Annotated in this window: 18 protein-coding genes; 9 read left to right on the forward strand and 9 right to left on the reverse strand. The window is 73.5% G+C overall.

Annotated elements, in window-relative coordinates:
• Positions 1-190: 190 nt before the first annotated feature.
• Positions 191-1,474: a phosphopyruvate hydratase gene (gene eno / locus BUE44_RS25000; protein WP_073501239.1), complete on the reverse strand. Its 1,284-nt coding sequence runs from the start codon at positions 1,472-1,474 to the stop codon at positions 191-193.
• A gap of 91 nt (positions 1,475-1,565) precedes the next feature.
• Here eno and BUE44_RS25005 point away from each other — a divergent pair, with 91 nt between their 5' ends.
• Positions 1,566-2,423: a winged helix-turn-helix transcriptional regulator gene (locus BUE44_RS25005; protein WP_073501240.1), complete on the forward strand. Its 858-nt coding sequence runs from the start codon at positions 1,566-1,568 to the stop codon at positions 2,421-2,423.
• A gap of 121 nt (positions 2,424-2,544) precedes the next feature.
• Here the strand turns inward: BUE44_RS25005 and BUE44_RS25010 are convergent, their stop codons facing one another.
• Both BUE44_RS25010 and BUE44_RS25015 read right to left on the reverse strand, forming a co-directional pair.
• Complete coding sequence (locus BUE44_RS25010; RefSeq protein WP_073501241.1) at positions 2,545-3,093, reverse strand: GNAT family N-acetyltransferase; 549 nt, start codon at positions 3,091-3,093, stop codon at positions 2,545-2,547.
• A gap of 208 nt (positions 3,094-3,301) precedes the next feature.
• Complete coding sequence (locus BUE44_RS25015) at positions 3,302-3,751, reverse strand: SRPBCC family protein (protein ID WP_073501242.1); 450 nt, start codon at positions 3,749-3,751, stop codon at positions 3,302-3,304.
• A 237-nt stretch (positions 3,752-3,988) separates the two neighbouring features.
• On the opposite strand from BUE44_RS25015, the gene BUE44_RS25020 reads away from it, so the two are divergent.
• On the forward strand, positions 3,989-4,414 hold the full coding sequence (locus BUE44_RS25020) for an SsgA family sporulation/cell division regulator (RefSeq protein ID WP_073501243.1): 426 nt from the start codon (positions 3,989-3,991) through the stop codon (positions 4,412-4,414).
• Positions 4,415-4,613: 199 nt separating this feature from the next.
• Positions 4,614-5,189 carry a CHAD domain-containing protein gene (locus tag BUE44_RS25025; protein WP_322940631.1) on the forward strand — a complete coding sequence of 192 codons (576 nt, stop codon included), beginning with the start codon at positions 4,614-4,616 and terminating at the stop codon, positions 5,187-5,189.
• Positions 5,190-5,324: 135 nt separating this feature from the next.
• Here BUE44_RS25025 and BUE44_RS25030 read toward each other — a convergent pair whose 3' ends face one another.
• From BUE44_RS25030 to BUE44_RS25040, 3 genes are all read right to left on the reverse strand, one after another.
• A complete protein-coding gene (locus BUE44_RS25030; RefSeq protein WP_073501245.1) occupies positions 5,325-6,134 on the reverse strand; it encodes an SDR family NAD(P)-dependent oxidoreductase in 810 nt (269 codons plus the stop codon).
• 69 nt (positions 6,135-6,203) lie between these two features.
• A complete protein-coding gene (locus tag BUE44_RS25035; RefSeq protein WP_073501246.1) occupies positions 6,204-6,542 on the reverse strand; it encodes an ArsR/SmtB family transcription factor in 339 nt (112 codons plus the stop codon).
• Positions 6,539-6,991: an SRPBCC domain-containing protein gene (locus BUE44_RS25040; RefSeq protein WP_235002425.1), complete on the reverse strand. Its 453-nt coding sequence runs from the start codon at positions 6,989-6,991 to the stop codon at positions 6,539-6,541. The genes BUE44_RS25035 and BUE44_RS25040 overlap by 4 nt, the downstream gene beginning before the upstream one ends.
• A gap of 133 nt (positions 6,992-7,124) precedes the next feature.
• Here BUE44_RS25040 and BUE44_RS25045 point away from each other — a divergent pair, with 133 nt between their 5' ends.
• The gene (locus BUE44_RS25045; protein WP_235002427.1) at positions 7,125-7,472 is read left to right on the forward strand and encodes an STAS domain-containing protein; all 348 of its coding nucleotides are present in this window, start codon (positions 7,125-7,127) and stop codon (positions 7,470-7,472) included.
• A gap of 27 nt (positions 7,473-7,499) precedes the next feature.
• On the opposite strand, the gene BUE44_RS25050 is transcribed toward BUE44_RS25045, so the two are convergent.
• Entirely contained in the window at positions 7,500-8,768 is a 1,269-nt protein-coding gene (locus BUE44_RS25050) for an APC family permease (RefSeq protein ID WP_073501249.1), read from the reverse strand.
• A gap of 213 nt (positions 8,769-8,981) precedes the next feature.
• Between BUE44_RS25050 and BUE44_RS25055 the strand changes: the two genes are divergently transcribed.
• From BUE44_RS25055 to BUE44_RS25065, 3 genes are all read left to right on the forward strand, one after another.
• Positions 8,982-9,650 carry a helix-turn-helix domain-containing protein gene (locus BUE44_RS25055; protein ID WP_073501250.1) on the forward strand — a complete coding sequence of 223 codons (669 nt, stop codon included), beginning with the start codon at positions 8,982-8,984 and terminating at the stop codon, positions 9,648-9,650.
• 271 nt (positions 9,651-9,921) lie between these two features.
• Positions 9,922-11,253 carry a phosphoribosyltransferase gene (locus BUE44_RS25060; protein WP_073501251.1) on the forward strand — a complete coding sequence of 444 codons (1,332 nt, stop codon included), beginning with the start codon at positions 9,922-9,924 and terminating at the stop codon, positions 11,251-11,253.
• A 300-nt stretch (positions 11,254-11,553) separates the two neighbouring features.
• Positions 11,554-11,799 carry a DUF6332 family protein gene (locus BUE44_RS25065; protein ID WP_073501252.1) on the forward strand — a complete coding sequence of 82 codons (246 nt, stop codon included), beginning with the start codon at positions 11,554-11,556 and terminating at the stop codon, positions 11,797-11,799.
• A gap of 34 nt (positions 11,800-11,833) precedes the next feature.
• On the opposite strand, the gene BUE44_RS25070 is transcribed toward BUE44_RS25065, so the two are convergent.
• A complete protein-coding gene (locus tag BUE44_RS25070) occupies positions 11,834-12,427 on the reverse strand; it encodes a TetR/AcrR family transcriptional regulator (protein ID WP_073501253.1) in 594 nt (197 codons plus the stop codon).
• A gap of 113 nt (positions 12,428-12,540) precedes the next feature.
• Here BUE44_RS25070 and BUE44_RS25075 point away from each other — a divergent pair, with 113 nt between their 5' ends.
• Positions 12,541-13,566 carry an aldo/keto reductase gene (locus BUE44_RS25075; protein ID WP_073501254.1) on the forward strand — a complete coding sequence of 342 codons (1,026 nt, stop codon included), beginning with the start codon at positions 12,541-12,543 and terminating at the stop codon, positions 13,564-13,566.
• Here the strand turns inward: BUE44_RS25075 and BUE44_RS39830 are convergent.
• Entirely contained in the window at positions 13,500-13,886 is a 387-nt protein-coding gene (locus tag BUE44_RS39830) for an ATP-binding cassette domain-containing protein (protein WP_079190062.1), read from the reverse strand. The two genes, BUE44_RS25075 and BUE44_RS39830, sit on opposite strands and share 67 nt — an antisense overlap.
• A 212-nt stretch (positions 13,887-14,098) precedes the next feature.
• On the opposite strand from BUE44_RS39830, the gene BUE44_RS25085 reads away from it, so the two are divergent.
• Positions 14,099-14,920, forward strand: a complete 822-nt coding sequence (locus BUE44_RS25085) for a phosphotransferase (RefSeq protein WP_073501255.1) — start codon at positions 14,099-14,101, stop codon at positions 14,918-14,920.
• Positions 14,921-15,115: the final 195 nt, after the last annotated feature.

Genomic DNA, 15,115 nt, shown 5'->3' on the forward strand with positions numbered 1-15,115 from the left:
AGGGCCTGTCCGGCGGATCTTGGCGGGCCTGCGACGCCCGGCACCGCACCCCTCCCCCTGCCTTCGGCGGGAGGTGCCCCCAGTGTTGTCGAATCATCCTTGTACGACCCGGTACGAGGACGATTCTCCGCCTTGCGATGTACGGCACCGGACGCCGCAGGCTGATCCGCCAAGATCCGCCGGACAGGCCCTAGCGGCGCAGGCCGAGGGCGTCGCGGCCGGCGTAGCGCGCCTGGGTGCCCAGCTCCTCCTCGATGCGGATGAGCTGGTTGTACTTGGCGGTGCGGTCCGAGCGGGAGAGCGAGCCGGTCTTGATCTGGCCGCACCCCGTGGCCACCGCGAGGTCGGCGATGGTGGTGTCCTCGGTCTCGCCGGAGCGGTGGGACATGACGACGGTGTAGCCGGCGCGGTGGGCGGTGCCCACGGTGGCCAGCGTCTCGGTGAGGGTGCCGATCTGGTTGACCTTCACCAGGATCGAGTTGGCGACGCCGTCACGGATCCCCTCGCGGAGCAGCGTCTCGTTGGTGCAGAAGACGTCGTCGCCGGTGAGCTGGCAGTGCTCGCCGAGCCGCGTCATCAGCGACCGCCATCCGTCGCGGTCGTCCTCGGCCATCGGGTCCTCGATGGAGGCGACGGGGTAGTCCGCGACCAGCTTCGCGAGGTAGTCGACGTGCTCGGCGACGCTGCGGCGCACGCCCTCGCCGACGTAGTCGTAGACGCCGTCGCGGAAGAACTCCGAGGTGGCGGGGTCCATGACGACGGTGATGTCAGCCCCGGGCTTGTAGCCGGTCCGCTCGATGGCGCGGACGACGAAGTCCAGTGCCTCCTCGGCGCTGCGCAGATCGGGGGCGAAACCGCCCTCGTCGCCGACGCCGGTGCTGTGGCCGGCGGACAGCAGGTCGCGGCGCAGGGTGTGGAAGACCTCGGAGCCCATCCGCACCGCCTCGGCGAAGGTGGCCGCACCGATCGGGGCGATCATGAACTCCTGGAAGTCCAGGCGGTTGTCGGCGTGGGCGCCGCCGTTGACGATGTTCATCATCGGCACCGGCAGCAGCCGCGCGTCCACTCCGCCGACGTAGCGGTAGAGCGGTAGCCGGTGGGCGAGCGCGGCGGCCTTGGCGGTGGCCAGCGAGACGCCGAGGATCGCGTTCGCGCCGAGTCTGGCCTTGTCCGGGGTGCCGTCCAGCTCGATCAGCGCCGCGTCCACTGCGGCCTGGTCCTCGGCCGCCAGGCCCACCACGGCGTCCGCGATGGAGTCGTTGACGGCGTCGACGGCGCGCCGGACGCCCTTTCCGTGGAAGCGTGCCGGGTCCTCGTCGCGGAGTTCCACGGCCTCCCTGGCGCCCGTGGAGGCCCCGGAGGGCACGGCCGCGCGCCCGGTCGAGCCGTCGGCCAGTTCGACGTCGACCTCGACGGTCGGGTTGCCCCGGCTGTCGATGATCTCGCGCGCGACGATCCGGGTGATGGCGGTCATGGCAGTTACTCCCGACGGTCGGTCCGCACGGCGGGATATTAGTTCCCCCCGAGAACAAAGTGAGTTCCGAAAAGGAATGTACTCTGCGGTGATGAAGATGCACAACGCCGACGAGAACTGCGGCATCGCCCAGGCCGCCGTCGTCCTGGCCGACTGGTGGAACGTGCTCGTGCTGCGCGAGGTCGCCCGCGGCCACGTGCGCTTCGACGCCCTCGCCGCCGAACTCGGCCTGTCCCGCAAGGTGCTGACCGAACGGCTCGGCAAGCTCGTCGCCCGCGGCGTCCTGCGCCGCAGCCTCTACCAGCGCCGTCCCGTCCGGTACGAATACCTGCTCACCGACTCGGGCCTGGCCCTGCTGCCGCTGCTGGTGGCCATGCAGGACTGGGGTGACCGCTGGGTACTGGGCGACGGGACCGCCACCGCGACGGCCGCGCCGTCAGGCGCAGAACACTCCCGCGTCCACGCCCTGTCCGGTACGCGGCTGCCGGTCGACCTCCTGCTGCCCGCCGCCGACGGCGCCGACCGTCCCCCGGCCGACCCGGACGCCGCCGCCACCGTGCTGTTCACCTACCCCGGCACCGGAGTCGACTGGAGCAGCGACCCGATCCCCGGCGCCCCCGGATGCACCCTGGAGAACCTGCTCTTCCGCGACGCGTGGCCCGACTTCCGGCGGGCGGGCGTGGCCGTCCACGGCGTCAGCACCCAACTCCCGCACGAGCAGGCCGCCTTCGCCCGCGCCCAGTCCGTGCCGTACCCCCTGCTCTCCGACGCCCGGCACCACCTGTCCGCCGCCCTGCGCCTGCCCACCTTCCGCGGCGCCGGCCGGCTCCGGCTCAAACGGCTCATCCTCGTCGTCGGCCCGGAAGGGGCCGTACGCCACGTGCACTTCCCCGTCGACGACATCGCCCAGGCGGTCGAGCAGACCCTGCGCCTCGCCGCCGCGCACTGAACTCCTCCTGTGCCGCGGAGCACGACCGGCCGCCTACCTCGCAGCACGGACGCGTCCTGCCGCCCGGCCGGGCCCACCGGGTTGCGACGCGCCCGTTCCCCGGTTGCCACCGGGGGCGAACTCAGCCCGACGGCGTGACCGGGGGCCGCACGCCGAACCACTGCTCGGCACCGTACTCCTCGAACCGCTCCACCTCGGTGAAGCCCAGCTTCGCCGCGAGGCGCAGCGAGCGGTCGTTGGCGGCCTGGGCGCAGAGCACCACCGGCTCGCCGGGCAGCGCGCCGGCGAACCAGCCGAGCGCGGCCGCGCACGCCTCGGCGGCGTAGCCCCGGCCCCACGCCTGCGGCAGGAACATGTAGCCGAGTTCGGCCTCCCCGGCGTCCGGGCCGAGGTGGCCCGGGCGCTCCGCGTCACGCCGGTCGAGCGTGACGATGCCGATCATCGCCCCGTCGAGAGCGGCCGTGAAGAGGCCGGGGCGCCGCCTGGGCTCGGCGGGCAACGCACGCTCGAACTCCTCGCGCTGCCTCGGGCCACCGATGTAGGTGCCCACCTCCGGTGAGGTGAACAGCTCGATGAGCGCCGCACGGTCCCGCGCCTCGGGCTCACGGAGCACCAGCCGCTCGGTTCTGATCGGGGCAGGCGGCCAGGCGACCGCTCCGAGCTCAGCCATGACGAGCAACTTACCGCTACCGCACGCCGGCCGCCGGGAAAGCCGGTGAGGCGGGGCCCACGGGAGAGCCGGGGGACGACGGATGCCCCGTCGCGGTCCGGCACGCGGACGAACGAGAGCGCCCTGCAAGCGGAAGAGGCCGCGTGCCCCCGGTGTTCGGGGGCACGCGGCCTCGTGGAGCGCCGCGACGACCGCGGGCCCGGCGGGCTCAGACCTGGCCGCGCCAGGCACCCGTCTCCGTGCCACGGGACTCGATGAACGACTTGAACCTCTTCAGGTCGCCCTTGGTCTGGCGGCGGACGAAGCCCAGCTTGTCGCCGACGGTGTCGGCGATGCCCTGCGGGTCGTGCTCCATCTGGAGCATCACCTTGGTGTGCTCGGCGTCGAGCCGGTGGAAGGTCACCACCCCGGCCTGCCTGGCCTCGCCGTCGACCGTGGTCCAGGCGACCCGCTCGTCGGGGATCTGCTCGGTGATCTCGGCGTCGAACTCGCGGTGGACACCGTCCACGCTGGTGACCCAGTGCGTGAGGGTGGGGGTGCGCTGCTCGATGCGCTGGACACCCTCCATGAACTTCGGGAAGTCCTCGAACTGGGTCCACTGGTTGTAGGCGGTGCCGACGGGAACCGCGACCTCCACCGACTCCTCGATGGTCGACATGTACCGACTCCTTCCTGTGGGATGTTCCGTTGCGTCCCCGCGTGCCCGCATCTCCCGTACCAACACATCCTGATCGTGGCGCGCTGCACGGAACCGGAGAATCGCCCCGGCGGGTTCCCCCGGACGGTTTGACGGTCCGTCGAGCGGACAGCCGGTCGATGGACCGCCGTCGGGCGGGACCGTTCCGGGGCGACGTCGCGGGCCGTCGACGCGTCAGTGAGCCAGGGAGGATGCGGCATGGGCCGTGGGGACCAAGCGACCGTTCGGGTGGACACGGTGGCGGCGCTGGACGTATCGGACGCATGGGTGGCCCTGGTGGCCGTCGATCTCGTCTACCGCTCACGGGACCCGCTCGCGGTGGAGATGGTCCTGCGCGCTCCCGGCGAGGAGGGGATCAGCTGGACCTTCGCCTGGGAAGTGCTCGCCCAAGGCCAGGTGGAACCCACCGGCGAGGGCGACGTCCGGGTGCGGCCGTCCTGGGGCTCGACCGGGATCCGCTGCGTGGAAGTGGCCCTCGGGCCGTTCCCCACCGTGTGCGTACGCCTGCCGGAGCAGGACGTCGTCTCGTTCGTGAACGCCCTGCGGGCCCGGGTGCACGGCGACCTCCGCCAGGTGGCCGAGGCCCTGGACTGCGAACTCGCGGTCATCATGGCCGACGCCTGAGGGGTCGAAGGACGGCTACCACCGCCACGGGCCGTCAACTGCCGCCATCAGACGCCCAGGACCGGGATTCCCGGCTGCCGGCGCGGGCAGCCGAACGTCATGACCACAGCCCATTCCGAGCGAGAGACCACTTTCGAGGGAACGGGACTCTTCGACCCGCAAGGCCTCCGGCGGCTGCCGGCCGTCGACGAGCAAGGGGTTGGCAGGCCGGGTGCGCGAACAGGAACAGGCCCGGCACGCCACCGAGTGGCGTGCCGCCGTCGAAGCCCTCGGCTCCGCCCGCTACTTCGCGCTGCTCGACGCCCTCGACGCCCTCGACGGCCTGCTGGCCGACCCTCCGCTGCGGCGCAAGGCCCGCAAACCCGCCCGCAAGCAGCTGCTCAAGACAGCCGAGGCCGACCGCCGGCGGCTGAAGCGGCGGCTGGCCGCCGTGGAGGGCGTGGACCAGGGCCCGGAGCGCGAACAGGCTCTGCACCAGGTGCGCAAGGCGGTCCGGCGTGCCCGCCACACCGCCGAGACGGCACTCCCTTACGGCGGGAAACGGGCGGCGCGGCTGCGCAAGCGCACCACGAAGCTCCAGCAGGTGCTCGGCGACCACCAGGACGCCGCCGTCGCCCGCCGCGCCCTGGTGGACCTGGCCGCCGAGGCGCACCGCGCCGGAGCTGACACCTTCGGCTACGGCCTGCTCTACGCGGCACAGGCGCAGAGCATGTCCGCCGCCGCGCGCCGCCTCCCGCGCCGCGCGGCCGGAGCGACGGCTGTCCGCCTCGCCTGAGGGAGCGCGGGCCCGCCGCGCGCGGTCCGCGCCGGAGCCGCCGTCGCCGCCAGGGGCCGTGACGTCCACGCGTCGCGGCCCCTCGGCTCGGCCGTCGACGGTGGCCGCCCGGCGACGCGCGCGGCGTCGGCGCTCTCAGTCGACGAGCGCCCCGGCGGACAGGTTGGCGACCGTTCCGGTGACGGCCCCGGCCCGGTCGGACGCCAGGAAGGCGGCCGTCTCCGCGACGTCGCGGAGCGCGGGCAGCCTCTTGAGGAGCGTCCCCTGCGCCAGGCCCCCTTCGAGGAATTCCTGGACCGACTGCCCGCCGGCTGCCGCCATCGGCGCGAAGAGGTCCCCGGTGTAGGAACCGGCCGCCGGCGCATCCACGACGGCGTGCGGGCGGATGCAGACCACCCGGATGTTGCCGGGCGCCAGTTCCGCGGCCAGCACGCGCGAGAAGGCCTCCTTGCCGGCCGCGCTCACGCTGTGCCCCAGGATGCCGCCGACAGCGAGTTTGGAACCCGGCTCGGACAGGGTCAGGATGACGCCCGGCCGCTCGCGGCCCATGTGCCGCGCGACGGCCTTGCTGGTGATGAACAGCGTCCGCAGGAACCCGTCGATCGGCCGCATGAACTCCTCCAGCGACAGGTCGGCCAGCAGGGTCCCCTGGTCGTGCGGGACGCTCACGGCGTTGAGCGCGACGTCGATGCCGCCGGCCGTCGCCGCGACCGCGTCGGCGTGCTCCTGCACCGCCTGCTGGTCCAGGACGTCGACCTGAGCGGTCTCGACCTCGCCGCCCGCGGCCGCGAGGTCACGCGCCACGGCGTCGAGCTTCGCCTGCGTCCGCCCGGCGATGAAGACCCTCGCTCCTTCCCGGGCGAAGACCCGTGCGACGGCGCCTCCGATGGCGCCCCCGCCGCCGTAGATCACAGCGGTCCTGTCGGCAAGCAGCGGTCCACTCATATGCGTCCTCCACGAAATGATCGATTCTTCCCCGCGGTGACGCGGGCCGGACGGATGCTCCTGCAGCTGTCAGTCGGCTTTCCGGCGCTGGATCTCTTCCGCGATGCGTTTGATGCGCGCCAGCCGCGCGTCCCAGGTCCTGCCGACCTCGTCCAACTGCCCGACGGCGCGGGCGAGCTGTGCCTCGTCGACCTCGTAGCGCCGCTCGCGGCCCACCGGCGTCGCGCGCACGAGACCCGCGCGGTCGAGGACGCCCAGGTGCTTGGCCACCGCCTGGCGCGAGATCGGCAGGCGGTCGCTCAGTCCGGTCGGGGTGCCGAAGCCTTCCGCGAGCAGCAGGTCGAGCAGGCGGCGCCTGGTCGGGTCGCCGATCGCCGACCAGAGTTCGTCGTCGACAGTCGTGGTCACCGTGCCACCACGGAGGGGGCGTAGCTCCGCAGCCTGGCCAGGAACATGTCCCAGCCGCGCTCGTGGTCGCGGAAGGTCTCCTCCAGCACGGCGGCCTCCCAGCCCTTCTCGCGCCAGCCGCTCTCGGTCAGGCGCAGGATCGTGCCGTCGCCGGAGGGCTCTAGCTCGAAGGTGATCAGGAGGGAGTTGCCCGCGCCGGGCAGTTGACCGTCGGAGGCGATCCAGCGGAAGGCGCACCTACGCGGCGGATCGACCTCGACCACCGATATCCGCTCGACCGCGGCACGGTCGCCCCACACCAGTTCGCCGACCGCGCCCGGCGCGGTCTCGAACGACGCGTCGTCGGACCACCACATCCTGAGGTGCTCCGGACGGCTCACCACGTCGAACACGATCTCCGGCGCCGCGTCGACGCGGATCTCGCGCACCAGCTCTCCGAACTCCACCACGGACCTCCCATAGGCAACCATCGGTTGCGCATCACGATAACTCCGTGCTCGGTGACCCGCAACCTTTGATTGCGCAAAGCCCGCCGGGCGAACCGGTCGGCATGAGGACACCTGTCACGGGCACACGCCACGCGTGACCACTGAATCCATGCCGCACCGCGAGTCCGCGCAGACGGCCGTCCCCGTCATAGCGCCGTACGGAGACCTTGACGTGGACAACCTGGAGCCTCTCGCCGCCCGGCTGAAGGCGGCCGCCGCGACGTCGCCGGCCGTCGTCCTGGACGCACGTGCCATCACCTTCGGGGATTCGAGCTTCCTGCGCGTGCTGATAACCGTGCACCGGCTCACCGAACTGCGGATCGCCGCCCCGCGCCCCGCCCTGCAAAAGCTCCTCGAACTAGTCGGTGTGGACCGGCTGTTCCCGATCTACCCGTCCGTGGAATCCGCCCGGTCGGCGCCCGCGCCGGCTGCCGGGCGGTGAGCCCGTGAGCCCGTAGCCCGGTTCGCCTCAGGAACGGCGGCGCAGGCCGTAGACGGCCGCCCCGGCCCCGATCACCGCGGCGCCCGCCAGCACGGAGGCAAGCGGCAGGGCGAAGGCGAGTGCCAGGCAGCCCGCGGCGCCGGCGATCGGTACGACGCGGGGCGGGCGGCCCTCCTCGGGGGTGAGGGTCCGGGCGGCGAGGTTGGCGATGGCGTAGTAGGCCAGGACGCCGAAGGAGGAGAAGCCGATCGCGCCGCGCACGTCCGTGGTCGCGGCCAGGACGGCGACCACCGCCGCGACAGCGACTTCCGCGCGGTGCGGGACGTTGAAGCGGGGGTGCACGGCGGCCAGCGCGTGCGGCAGGTGCCGGTCGCGGGCCATGGCCAGAGTGGTGCGCGACACTCCCAGGATCAGCGCGAGCAGCGAGCCGAGGGCCGCGACGGCGGCTCCCGCCCGTACGACCGGCGCCAGGCCCGGTACGCCGGCAGCGCGGACCGCGTCGACCAGCGGGGCGGGAGCGTGGGCGAGGCGGCCGGGGCCCAGGACCAGCAGGGCGGAGACGGCGACCGCCGCGTAGACGGCCAGGGTGATGCCCAGCGCCAGCGGGATCGCGAGGGGAATGGTTCTGCGGGGGTCGCGGACCTCCTCGCCGAGGGTCGCGACGCGGGCGTATCCGGCGAAGGCGAAGAAGAGCAGCCCTGCCGCCCGGAGGACCCCGCCCGCCGTGGCGTCCGTGCCGATGTCCAGCCGGGCCGCCTCGGTGGAAGGCGAGGTGAGGCAGGCGGTGACCACGGCGGCGAGCACCGCCAGGACGACCGCGACGATTCCGCGTGTCAGAAGCGCGGACCTCCGCACCCCGGCGTAATTCACCGCGGTCAGCGCCACCACCGCGGCCACCGCGACCGCATGGGCCTGATCGGGGAGGACGTACGTGCCGACGGTCAGGGCCATCGCGGCGCACGAGGCGGTCTTGCCGACGACGAAGCCCCACCCGGCCAGGTATCCCCAGAAGTCCCCGAGCCTCTCGCGGCCGTAGACGTACGTGCCGCCCGACTGCGGATAGCGTGCGGCCAGCCGTGCGGAGGAGGTGGCGTTGCAGTAGGCCACCACGGCCGCGAGCGCCAGCCCCGGCAGCAGCCCGGACCCGGCCGCCGAGGCGGCGGGGGCGAGTGCGGCGAAGATCCCGGCGCCGATCATCGAGCCGAGGCCGATCAGGACGGCGTCGGACACCCCGAGGCGCCGCGTCAGTTCCCCGCTGCCGCTGCCGCTGCCGTTGCCGGCCGACGACGTGTCCATCGCTCACTCCCCAGTGCCGCGGCCGTTCCGAGGGCGGAGACGGATCCGGTATCGGGGCACCTTAGAGGAGCGAGATGTACGGAGGGGGACGCGGGGACACGGCCGTGCGCGGTCCCTGCGGATGGTCTCCACTGCCGCGGGAGCTCCCCGGATGGCGTAAGGCGGCCAGGAGGGTGAAGCTGGTAGGTAGGCCGGACAGGAGGGTGGTCCGCTGTGGACGCTAAGCCGGAATCCGCTGAGCAGGGCATCGAGCCGAGGGTTCTGGCCCGGCGAATCGGCGAACGGCGCAGACAGCTCGGCGTGGGCGAGATGGACCTGGCGACGCGGGTGGGCATGGCTCCCCGCTATCTGCAGCACGTGCTCGACGCCGGGCCGGACTTCGACCGCGGCGGTTACGTCCGTATCGCGGCGGCCCTCGACATGACCTACGAGGAGCTGCTGGAGGGGCGCGTCGACCTGCCTCCCGACCAGGAGGATCCCGCCGACCGTCCGGTCCTGGTGCGGCTCACCGAATCCGAGTGCTGGGACAGTCTCGGTACGCACGGGCTGGGCCGGGTCGCCCTCCCCGTCGCCCCGGCCCCTGCCGTGGTCCCGGTCAACTATGCCGTCGACGCCCATACGATCGCCTACCGGACGGCGCCGGGCACCACGGCGGACCCGCCGCAGGACGTCGCGATGTCCTTCCAGGCCGACTGGTTCGATGAGCAGCTCCGCCAGGGGTGGAGCGTGCTGATCACCGGCAGCCCCGAGCACGTCGGGGATCCGGAGGCGGCCGGACGGCTCGCGGAGCTGGCCACCGAACCGTGGACGGGCCGGGACGCCCCCCTGTGGATACGCCTCCGGCCCGGCAAGGTCACGGGCCGCCGCGTGACCACCATCTGAAGTCCGGGCACCCTCCGAGGCGGACACCTGCCGGCCGGCCCGGCGGTCACCGGAGGGACCCGTCGTCCTCGGCGACCCGCCGCCGGCTGTGACGCCCGGTCGGAGGTCGCCGCCTACCTTCGCGGGTGAGTAGCGTGGAAGGGCGGGGGCACGCCGAGTCTCCTCGGCCGCCTCGTCGCCGGGCGGACCCGCATGCCGGCCCCCGCCGCGGTCACGTACCGCCGTGGTGCGGGACCCGTGAGGCACCCGGCCCGAGGGGAGACGAAGAGCCGTGTTCCACGATCGCCAGGACGCCGGCCGGAGACTCGCGGCGCGCTGCGGACACCTGAAAGGCCGGGACGTGGTCGTCCTCGGGCTGCCCCGGGGCGGTGTGCCCGTCGCCGAGGAGGTGGCGCGCACCCTGCGGGCGCCGCTCGACGTGTGCGTCGTCCGGAAGCTGGGGGTGCCGTACCAACCCGAGCTGGGCATGGGCGCCATCGGCGAGGGCGACACCCGGGTGGTCAACGACGAGGTCGTACGAAAGGCGGGGGTCAGCGCGGACGACCTGTACGCCGTCGAGCAGCGGGAGCGCGTGGTGCTGCGGCAGCGGGCCCACCTCTACCGGGGCGAGCGCCCGCCCATGCCGCTGGCCGGCAGGACCGCGGTCGTGGTCGACGACGGCATCGCGACCGGGTCCACCGCACGGGCGGCCTGCCGAATCGCCCGGGAGCGAGGCGCGCGCCGGGTCGTCCTCGCGGTGCCCGTGGCCCCCGCCGACTGGACCGACCGGCTGGCCGGCGCCGCCGACCAGTACATCTGCGTGCAGACGCCGAGCCCCTTCCACGCGATCGGCCTGTTCTACGAGGACTTCACGCAGACCGCCGACGCGGAGGTCACCGCCGACCTGGCGAGGGCGGCACAGCGCGACAGCGGCGGAGGCGAGCCGGACCCGGACGGGCAGGCACGGCCGCGGGCAGCGGGCAAGGACGTCGGCATCCCGACCTCGAACGGCGGCCTCGCAGGTGAGCTGACCGTGCCCGACGGCGCCCGGGGCATCGTGGTCTTCGCCCACGGCAGCGGGAGCAGCCACCGCAGCCCGCGCAACCGCAGGGTGGCAGCGGCGCTCAACGAAGCCGGCCTGGGAACGCTCCTGTTCGACCTCCTCACCGAGGCCGAGGGCGACGACCGGGCCAACGTCTTCGACACCGAACTCCTGGCCGGACGCCTCACCGAGGTCACCGAGTGGCTGGCAGGGCGACCCGAGGCCGAGGACCGGGCCGTGGGCTACTTCGGGGCGAGCACCGGCGCCGCCGCGGCGCTGTACGCGGCGGCCGACCTCGCGGGCCGCGTCGCCGCGATCGTCTCCCGCGGCGGCCGACCCGACCTCGCGGGTCCTCGACTGTCCGATGTCCAGGCACCGACCCTGCTGATCGTCGGCGGCCTGGACCACCATGTCCTCGACCTCAACCGGCACGCGCAGCAGCAACTGCGCTGCGAGAACCGGCTCGCCCTGGTGCCCGGCGCCACCCACCTGTTCGAGGAACCCGGCGCCCTCGCCGAGGTCGGCGCCCTCGCCACCGACTGGTTCGCCCACCACCTGGCCCGGGCCCCGAGCCAACCCTGACCCTCGGGCTGATCGCCACGGCCGCGGGCAGGAGTCTCACCCTCGACCTGACGTCGACACCGATGTCGCCCTCCGTCAACGACCTGGTCGAGCGGCACCGCGGCGCGACCTGGACGTCACTGCACCTCAACGGCCACTGGAGTTCCCCTGGACGGCCGCGGTCAGGACCCCGGGTCCGCCGCGTACGCCCTGAGGTGACCCACCGCCGGCGGGGGCGCCCCGCGCCCCCGCCGGCCCGCCTGACACGCCGTGACATCCGTGCCGTGGACCGGCGGTGGCGGGCGGTGCGATCCTTGCCCCATGCCGCCAGGGACACGCAGCCAGGCCGAGCGCGACGAGGCCACCGTCGAGATCGGGTACGCGCTGCTCAGCGGGTGCTTCCTGGGCGCCGTGGCCTTCGGGGCGCTCGCCGGCCCCGCCCTGGTCTGGCACCTTCCCCCCGCCGTGGACACGTCCCTGGTGTTCGCCGGCTCCGTCGCGGCCGGCGCCCTCGCGGTGGCCAGGGTCGTGCACGTGCTTCGGCGATACGCCCGGCATGAAGGCTGACGGCTTACGGGCCGACGGCCCACCCGCCGACGGCTCAGGCCCCGGCGCCGAAGCGCAGGCCGTCGACGAGCAGGGCGATCATCCGCTGCGTGTGGCCGCTGTCGTCGTCCGCCGCGGGCACGGCGAGGTTGCCGATGGCGCGCAGCAGGTCCCACGGGTCGGCGTCGGAGCGGATGGCGCCGGCCTTGGCCGCGCTGTCCAGGAGGGCCGAGAGCGCGGGCTCGAAGTGCTGCTGGAAATAGCCGGGCAGGCTGTCGTAGGTGGTGTCGCCGGAGTGCAGGGCCGCGCTGAGGCCGCGTTTGGTGGCGATGAAACCGGCGAAGCGCTGGAGCCACCGGGTGAGCGCTTCGAGCGGGTCGTACCGCGCGGCCAGGGTGGGTGCGGCGGCCGCGCAGGCGTCGACCTCGTGGCGGAAGACGGCGGCGATCAGGTCGGAGCGCTGCGGGAAGTGGCGGTAGAGGGTGCCCGCGCCGACTCCCGCCTTCGCGGTGATCTGCCGCACGGGGGCGTCCACGCCGTCCTCGGCGAAGACCTCGGCGGCCGCGGTCAGCAGGGCGTCGATGCTGCGCTGCGCGTCGGCGCGCACGCCCTGGCGGGGCTGCCCGGCGAGGGTCGGTTCGTCGCCCACGGGTCGTCCTCCTTGCTATCCGGAACGTTGTTCCGTATCGTGTGAGTGGAACGTTGTTCCGCTTACCTGAGCGTACCGCGGGGCGGCGGACATCCCAACCTCTGAGGAGCACTGTGAAGTACCGCAGCCTGGGCCGGACCGGCATCAAGGTCAGCCCCTACTGCCTGGGCGCCATGATGTTCGGCGCCATCGGCAACCCCGACCACGACGACTGCGTCCGGATCATCCACCGGGCACTGGACGCGGGCATCAACTTCGTCGACACCGCCGACGCCTACGCGCGCGGCGAGTCCGAGGAGATCGTCGGCAAGGCACTCAAGGGCCGCCGCGACGACGTCGTCCTGGCGACCAAGGCCCATCTGCCCATGGGCGACGACCCCAACCAGCGCGGGAACTCGCGGCGCTGGCTGGTGCGCGCGCTGGACGACTCGCTGCGCCGGCTGGGCACCGACCACGTCGACCTCTTCCAGGTGCACCGGCCCGCGCCCGACACCGACGTGGAGGAGACCCTCGGCGCCCTCACCGACCTGGTGCGCGCCGGCAAGGTACGGGCCTTCGGCTCCTCGACCTTCCTCGCCTCCGACATCGTCGAGGCCCAGTGGGTGGCCGAGCGGCGCGGCCTGTACCGCTTCCGCACCGAGCAGCCGCCGTACTCGATCCTGGACCGCGCCGTGGAACGCGAGGTGCTGCCGGTCGCCGAGCGCTACGGGATGGGCACCCTGGTCTGGAGCCCGCTGGCCGGCGGCCTGCTCACCGGCCGCTACCGCAAGGGACAGGCGCCCGACACCCACCGGGCCGGGTTCGGCTTCGCCCACATGCGCGACGAGCGGCGGCTGGACGCCGTCGAGCAGCTCATTCCCGTCGCCGAGGACGCTGGGCTGCCGCTGACACACCTGGCCATGGCCTTCGCGATCGCCCACCCCGCGGTCACCTCCGCGATCATCGGCCCGCGCACCATGGACCACCTGGACGACCTCCTCGCCAGTGCCGGGACCACCCTGTCCGACGACGTCCTCGACCGTATCGACGCGATCGTGCCCCCGGGCAGCGACGCCGGCGTCCTGGACATGGGCTACACCTCACCGGGCCTCACCCAGCAGGCGCTGCGCCGCCCGCAGGCCGAGCGCTCCGCCGCCTGACCGGGCGGCCGGCGCCAGGCGCAGGCCGAGGAGCCGCGGGGTGCGTCGTCGAGGGAGACCAGGTCGAGCTGCCGGCGGCGTGCGACCGCGACGGCGGCGCCCGCGGCGAGCACCACGGCGACCGGCAGCACGTCGGCCGGCGTCCGCCCGTAGCCGTCGACCGTGAGCGTGCCGCTGCGGGCACGCTGCAGCCGGGCGAGCGTACGCAGCAATGTCGACTTCCCGCTGCCGTTCGGACCCACGAGCGCGGTCACCTCGGCGGGCCGGATCGCGACAGCGCCGTCGCGCACGACATCGGTGTGGCCGTAGGCGACCGTCATTCCTGCGGCCGACAGCCCGTGCTTGTCTCCGTGTCGCGCAGGGGTCGGCGCGGAAGGCGTACAACCCGCCGGAGGCGTACGGACGCCGTCGTCCCCGCTGCTCGAACCAACGCGCTGAGCAGGCGGGCGGTTGCCGCGGTCGCGGTGCCGGCGGGGGCGCAGGGCGTACGCGGCCGGTGACCTCGCCACCGGACCTGGCAGGATCGGACGCCATGACGTCCGACCGCTGGAGCACGCACGCGATCACCGTGGGACCCGCCGGCGTGACCAAGCGCTTCCGCGCCACGGACCACGATCGCTGCGCACGCGAATGGCGTGCACTGCGGCTGCTGTCGCGCTACGCCCCCGGGCTGGCCCCCGAGCCACTCCGGGCCGACCTGGCCGCGCGCGAGCCCACCGTGGTGATGTCCGGACTGGCCGGTGCGCCGCTGCGCGGAGCGCCGCTCACCGCCGGCCAGGTCGAGGCGCTGGCGGCGGCGGTCGCGGCGGTGCACGGATCCCTGCCGCCCGACGTCCTGGCGTCCCTGCCGCCCCGCCCCGGCCGGCCGGAGGAGCTGTCCGGCCTCGTCCGTTCGTGGTATCCCCGCGCCCGCCCGCAGGCCGGTGACCAGGTGGGCCGTGCCATGGACGACGGCATGGACTGGCTGTCCGGCTCCGTCCCGGAAACCGGCGGACCGCCGGATGTCCCCTGGGTCTTCGGACCCGGGGACGGCAACCTCGCGAACTACCTGTGGGACGGCTCCCGCGTCCAGGTCGTCGACTTCGAGGACTCCGGCCGCAGCGACCGCGCCTTCGAACTGGCCGAGATCACCGAACACGCGGCCGCCTGGGTGGAAGTCCCACTGGACGTCCCGCGCTTCCTGCGGCACTGCGACCTCACGCCCGCCGAGTCCGTACGCCTGCCGCACTGCCGCCGGCTGCTCGCCCTGGTCTGGCTCTTCCTGCTCAGCTTCGACGCCGCCACCGGCGCGCCCAGGAACCCGCCGGGCACCGCGGAACGCCAGGCCGGCCGGCTGCGGGACCTGCTCGGCTGAGCGGTCACCGGCGTCGGAAGCCGGCCCGGTGCGCTGCCGGACGCGCGAAGACCGGAGTTCCCCTGTAAGCGGGTTTTGCGCAGTCAATACGCCCTGGCCGCAGGGAAGTTGGGGAGGGCTCCGGACGGATGGGCCTGCGGCGGGGCCTATGATGGCGGTGAAGATACCGGTGGTCACCGGGGGATGGCCCCGGGT

It is taken from the genome of Actinacidiphila paucisporea, from assembly GCF_900142575.1.
Lineage (GTDB): Bacteria > Actinomycetota > Actinomycetes > Streptomycetales > Streptomycetaceae > Actinacidiphila > Actinacidiphila paucisporea.

Coding starts and splice junctions, on each gene's coding strand:
- eno (WP_073501239.1), bottom strand. CDS start 1,474: ATGACCGCCATCACCCGGATCGTCGCGCGCGAGATCATCGACAGCCGG.
- BUE44_RS25005 (WP_073501240.1), top strand. CDS start 1,566: ATGAAGATGCACAACGCCGACGAGAACTGCGGCATCGCCCAGGCCGCC.
- BUE44_RS25010 (WP_073501241.1), bottom strand. CDS start 3,093: ATGGCTGAGCTCGGAGCGGTCGCCTGGCCGCCTGCCCCGATCAGAACC.
- BUE44_RS25015 (WP_073501242.1), bottom strand. CDS start 3,751: ATGTCGACCATCGAGGAGTCGGTGGAGGTCGCGGTTCCCGTCGGCACC.
- BUE44_RS25020 (WP_073501243.1), top strand. CDS start 3,989: ATGGGCCGTGGGGACCAAGCGACCGTTCGGGTGGACACGGTGGCGGCG.
- BUE44_RS25030 (WP_073501245.1), bottom strand. CDS start 6,134: ATGAGTGGACCGCTGCTTGCCGACAGGACCGCTGTGATCTACGGCGGC.
- BUE44_RS25050 (WP_073501249.1), bottom strand. CDS start 8,768: ATGGACACGTCGTCGGCCGGCAACGGCAGCGGCAGCGGCAGCGGGGAA.
- BUE44_RS25065 (WP_073501252.1), top strand. CDS start 11,554: ATGCCGCCAGGGACACGCAGCCAGGCCGAGCGCGACGAGGCCACCGTC.
- BUE44_RS39830 (WP_079190062.1), bottom strand. CDS start 13,886: ATGACGGTCGCCTACGGCCACACCGATGTCGTGCGCGACGGCGCTGTC.
- BUE44_RS25085 (WP_073501255.1), top strand. CDS start 14,099: ATGACGTCCGACCGCTGGAGCACGCACGCGATCACCGTGGGACCCGCC.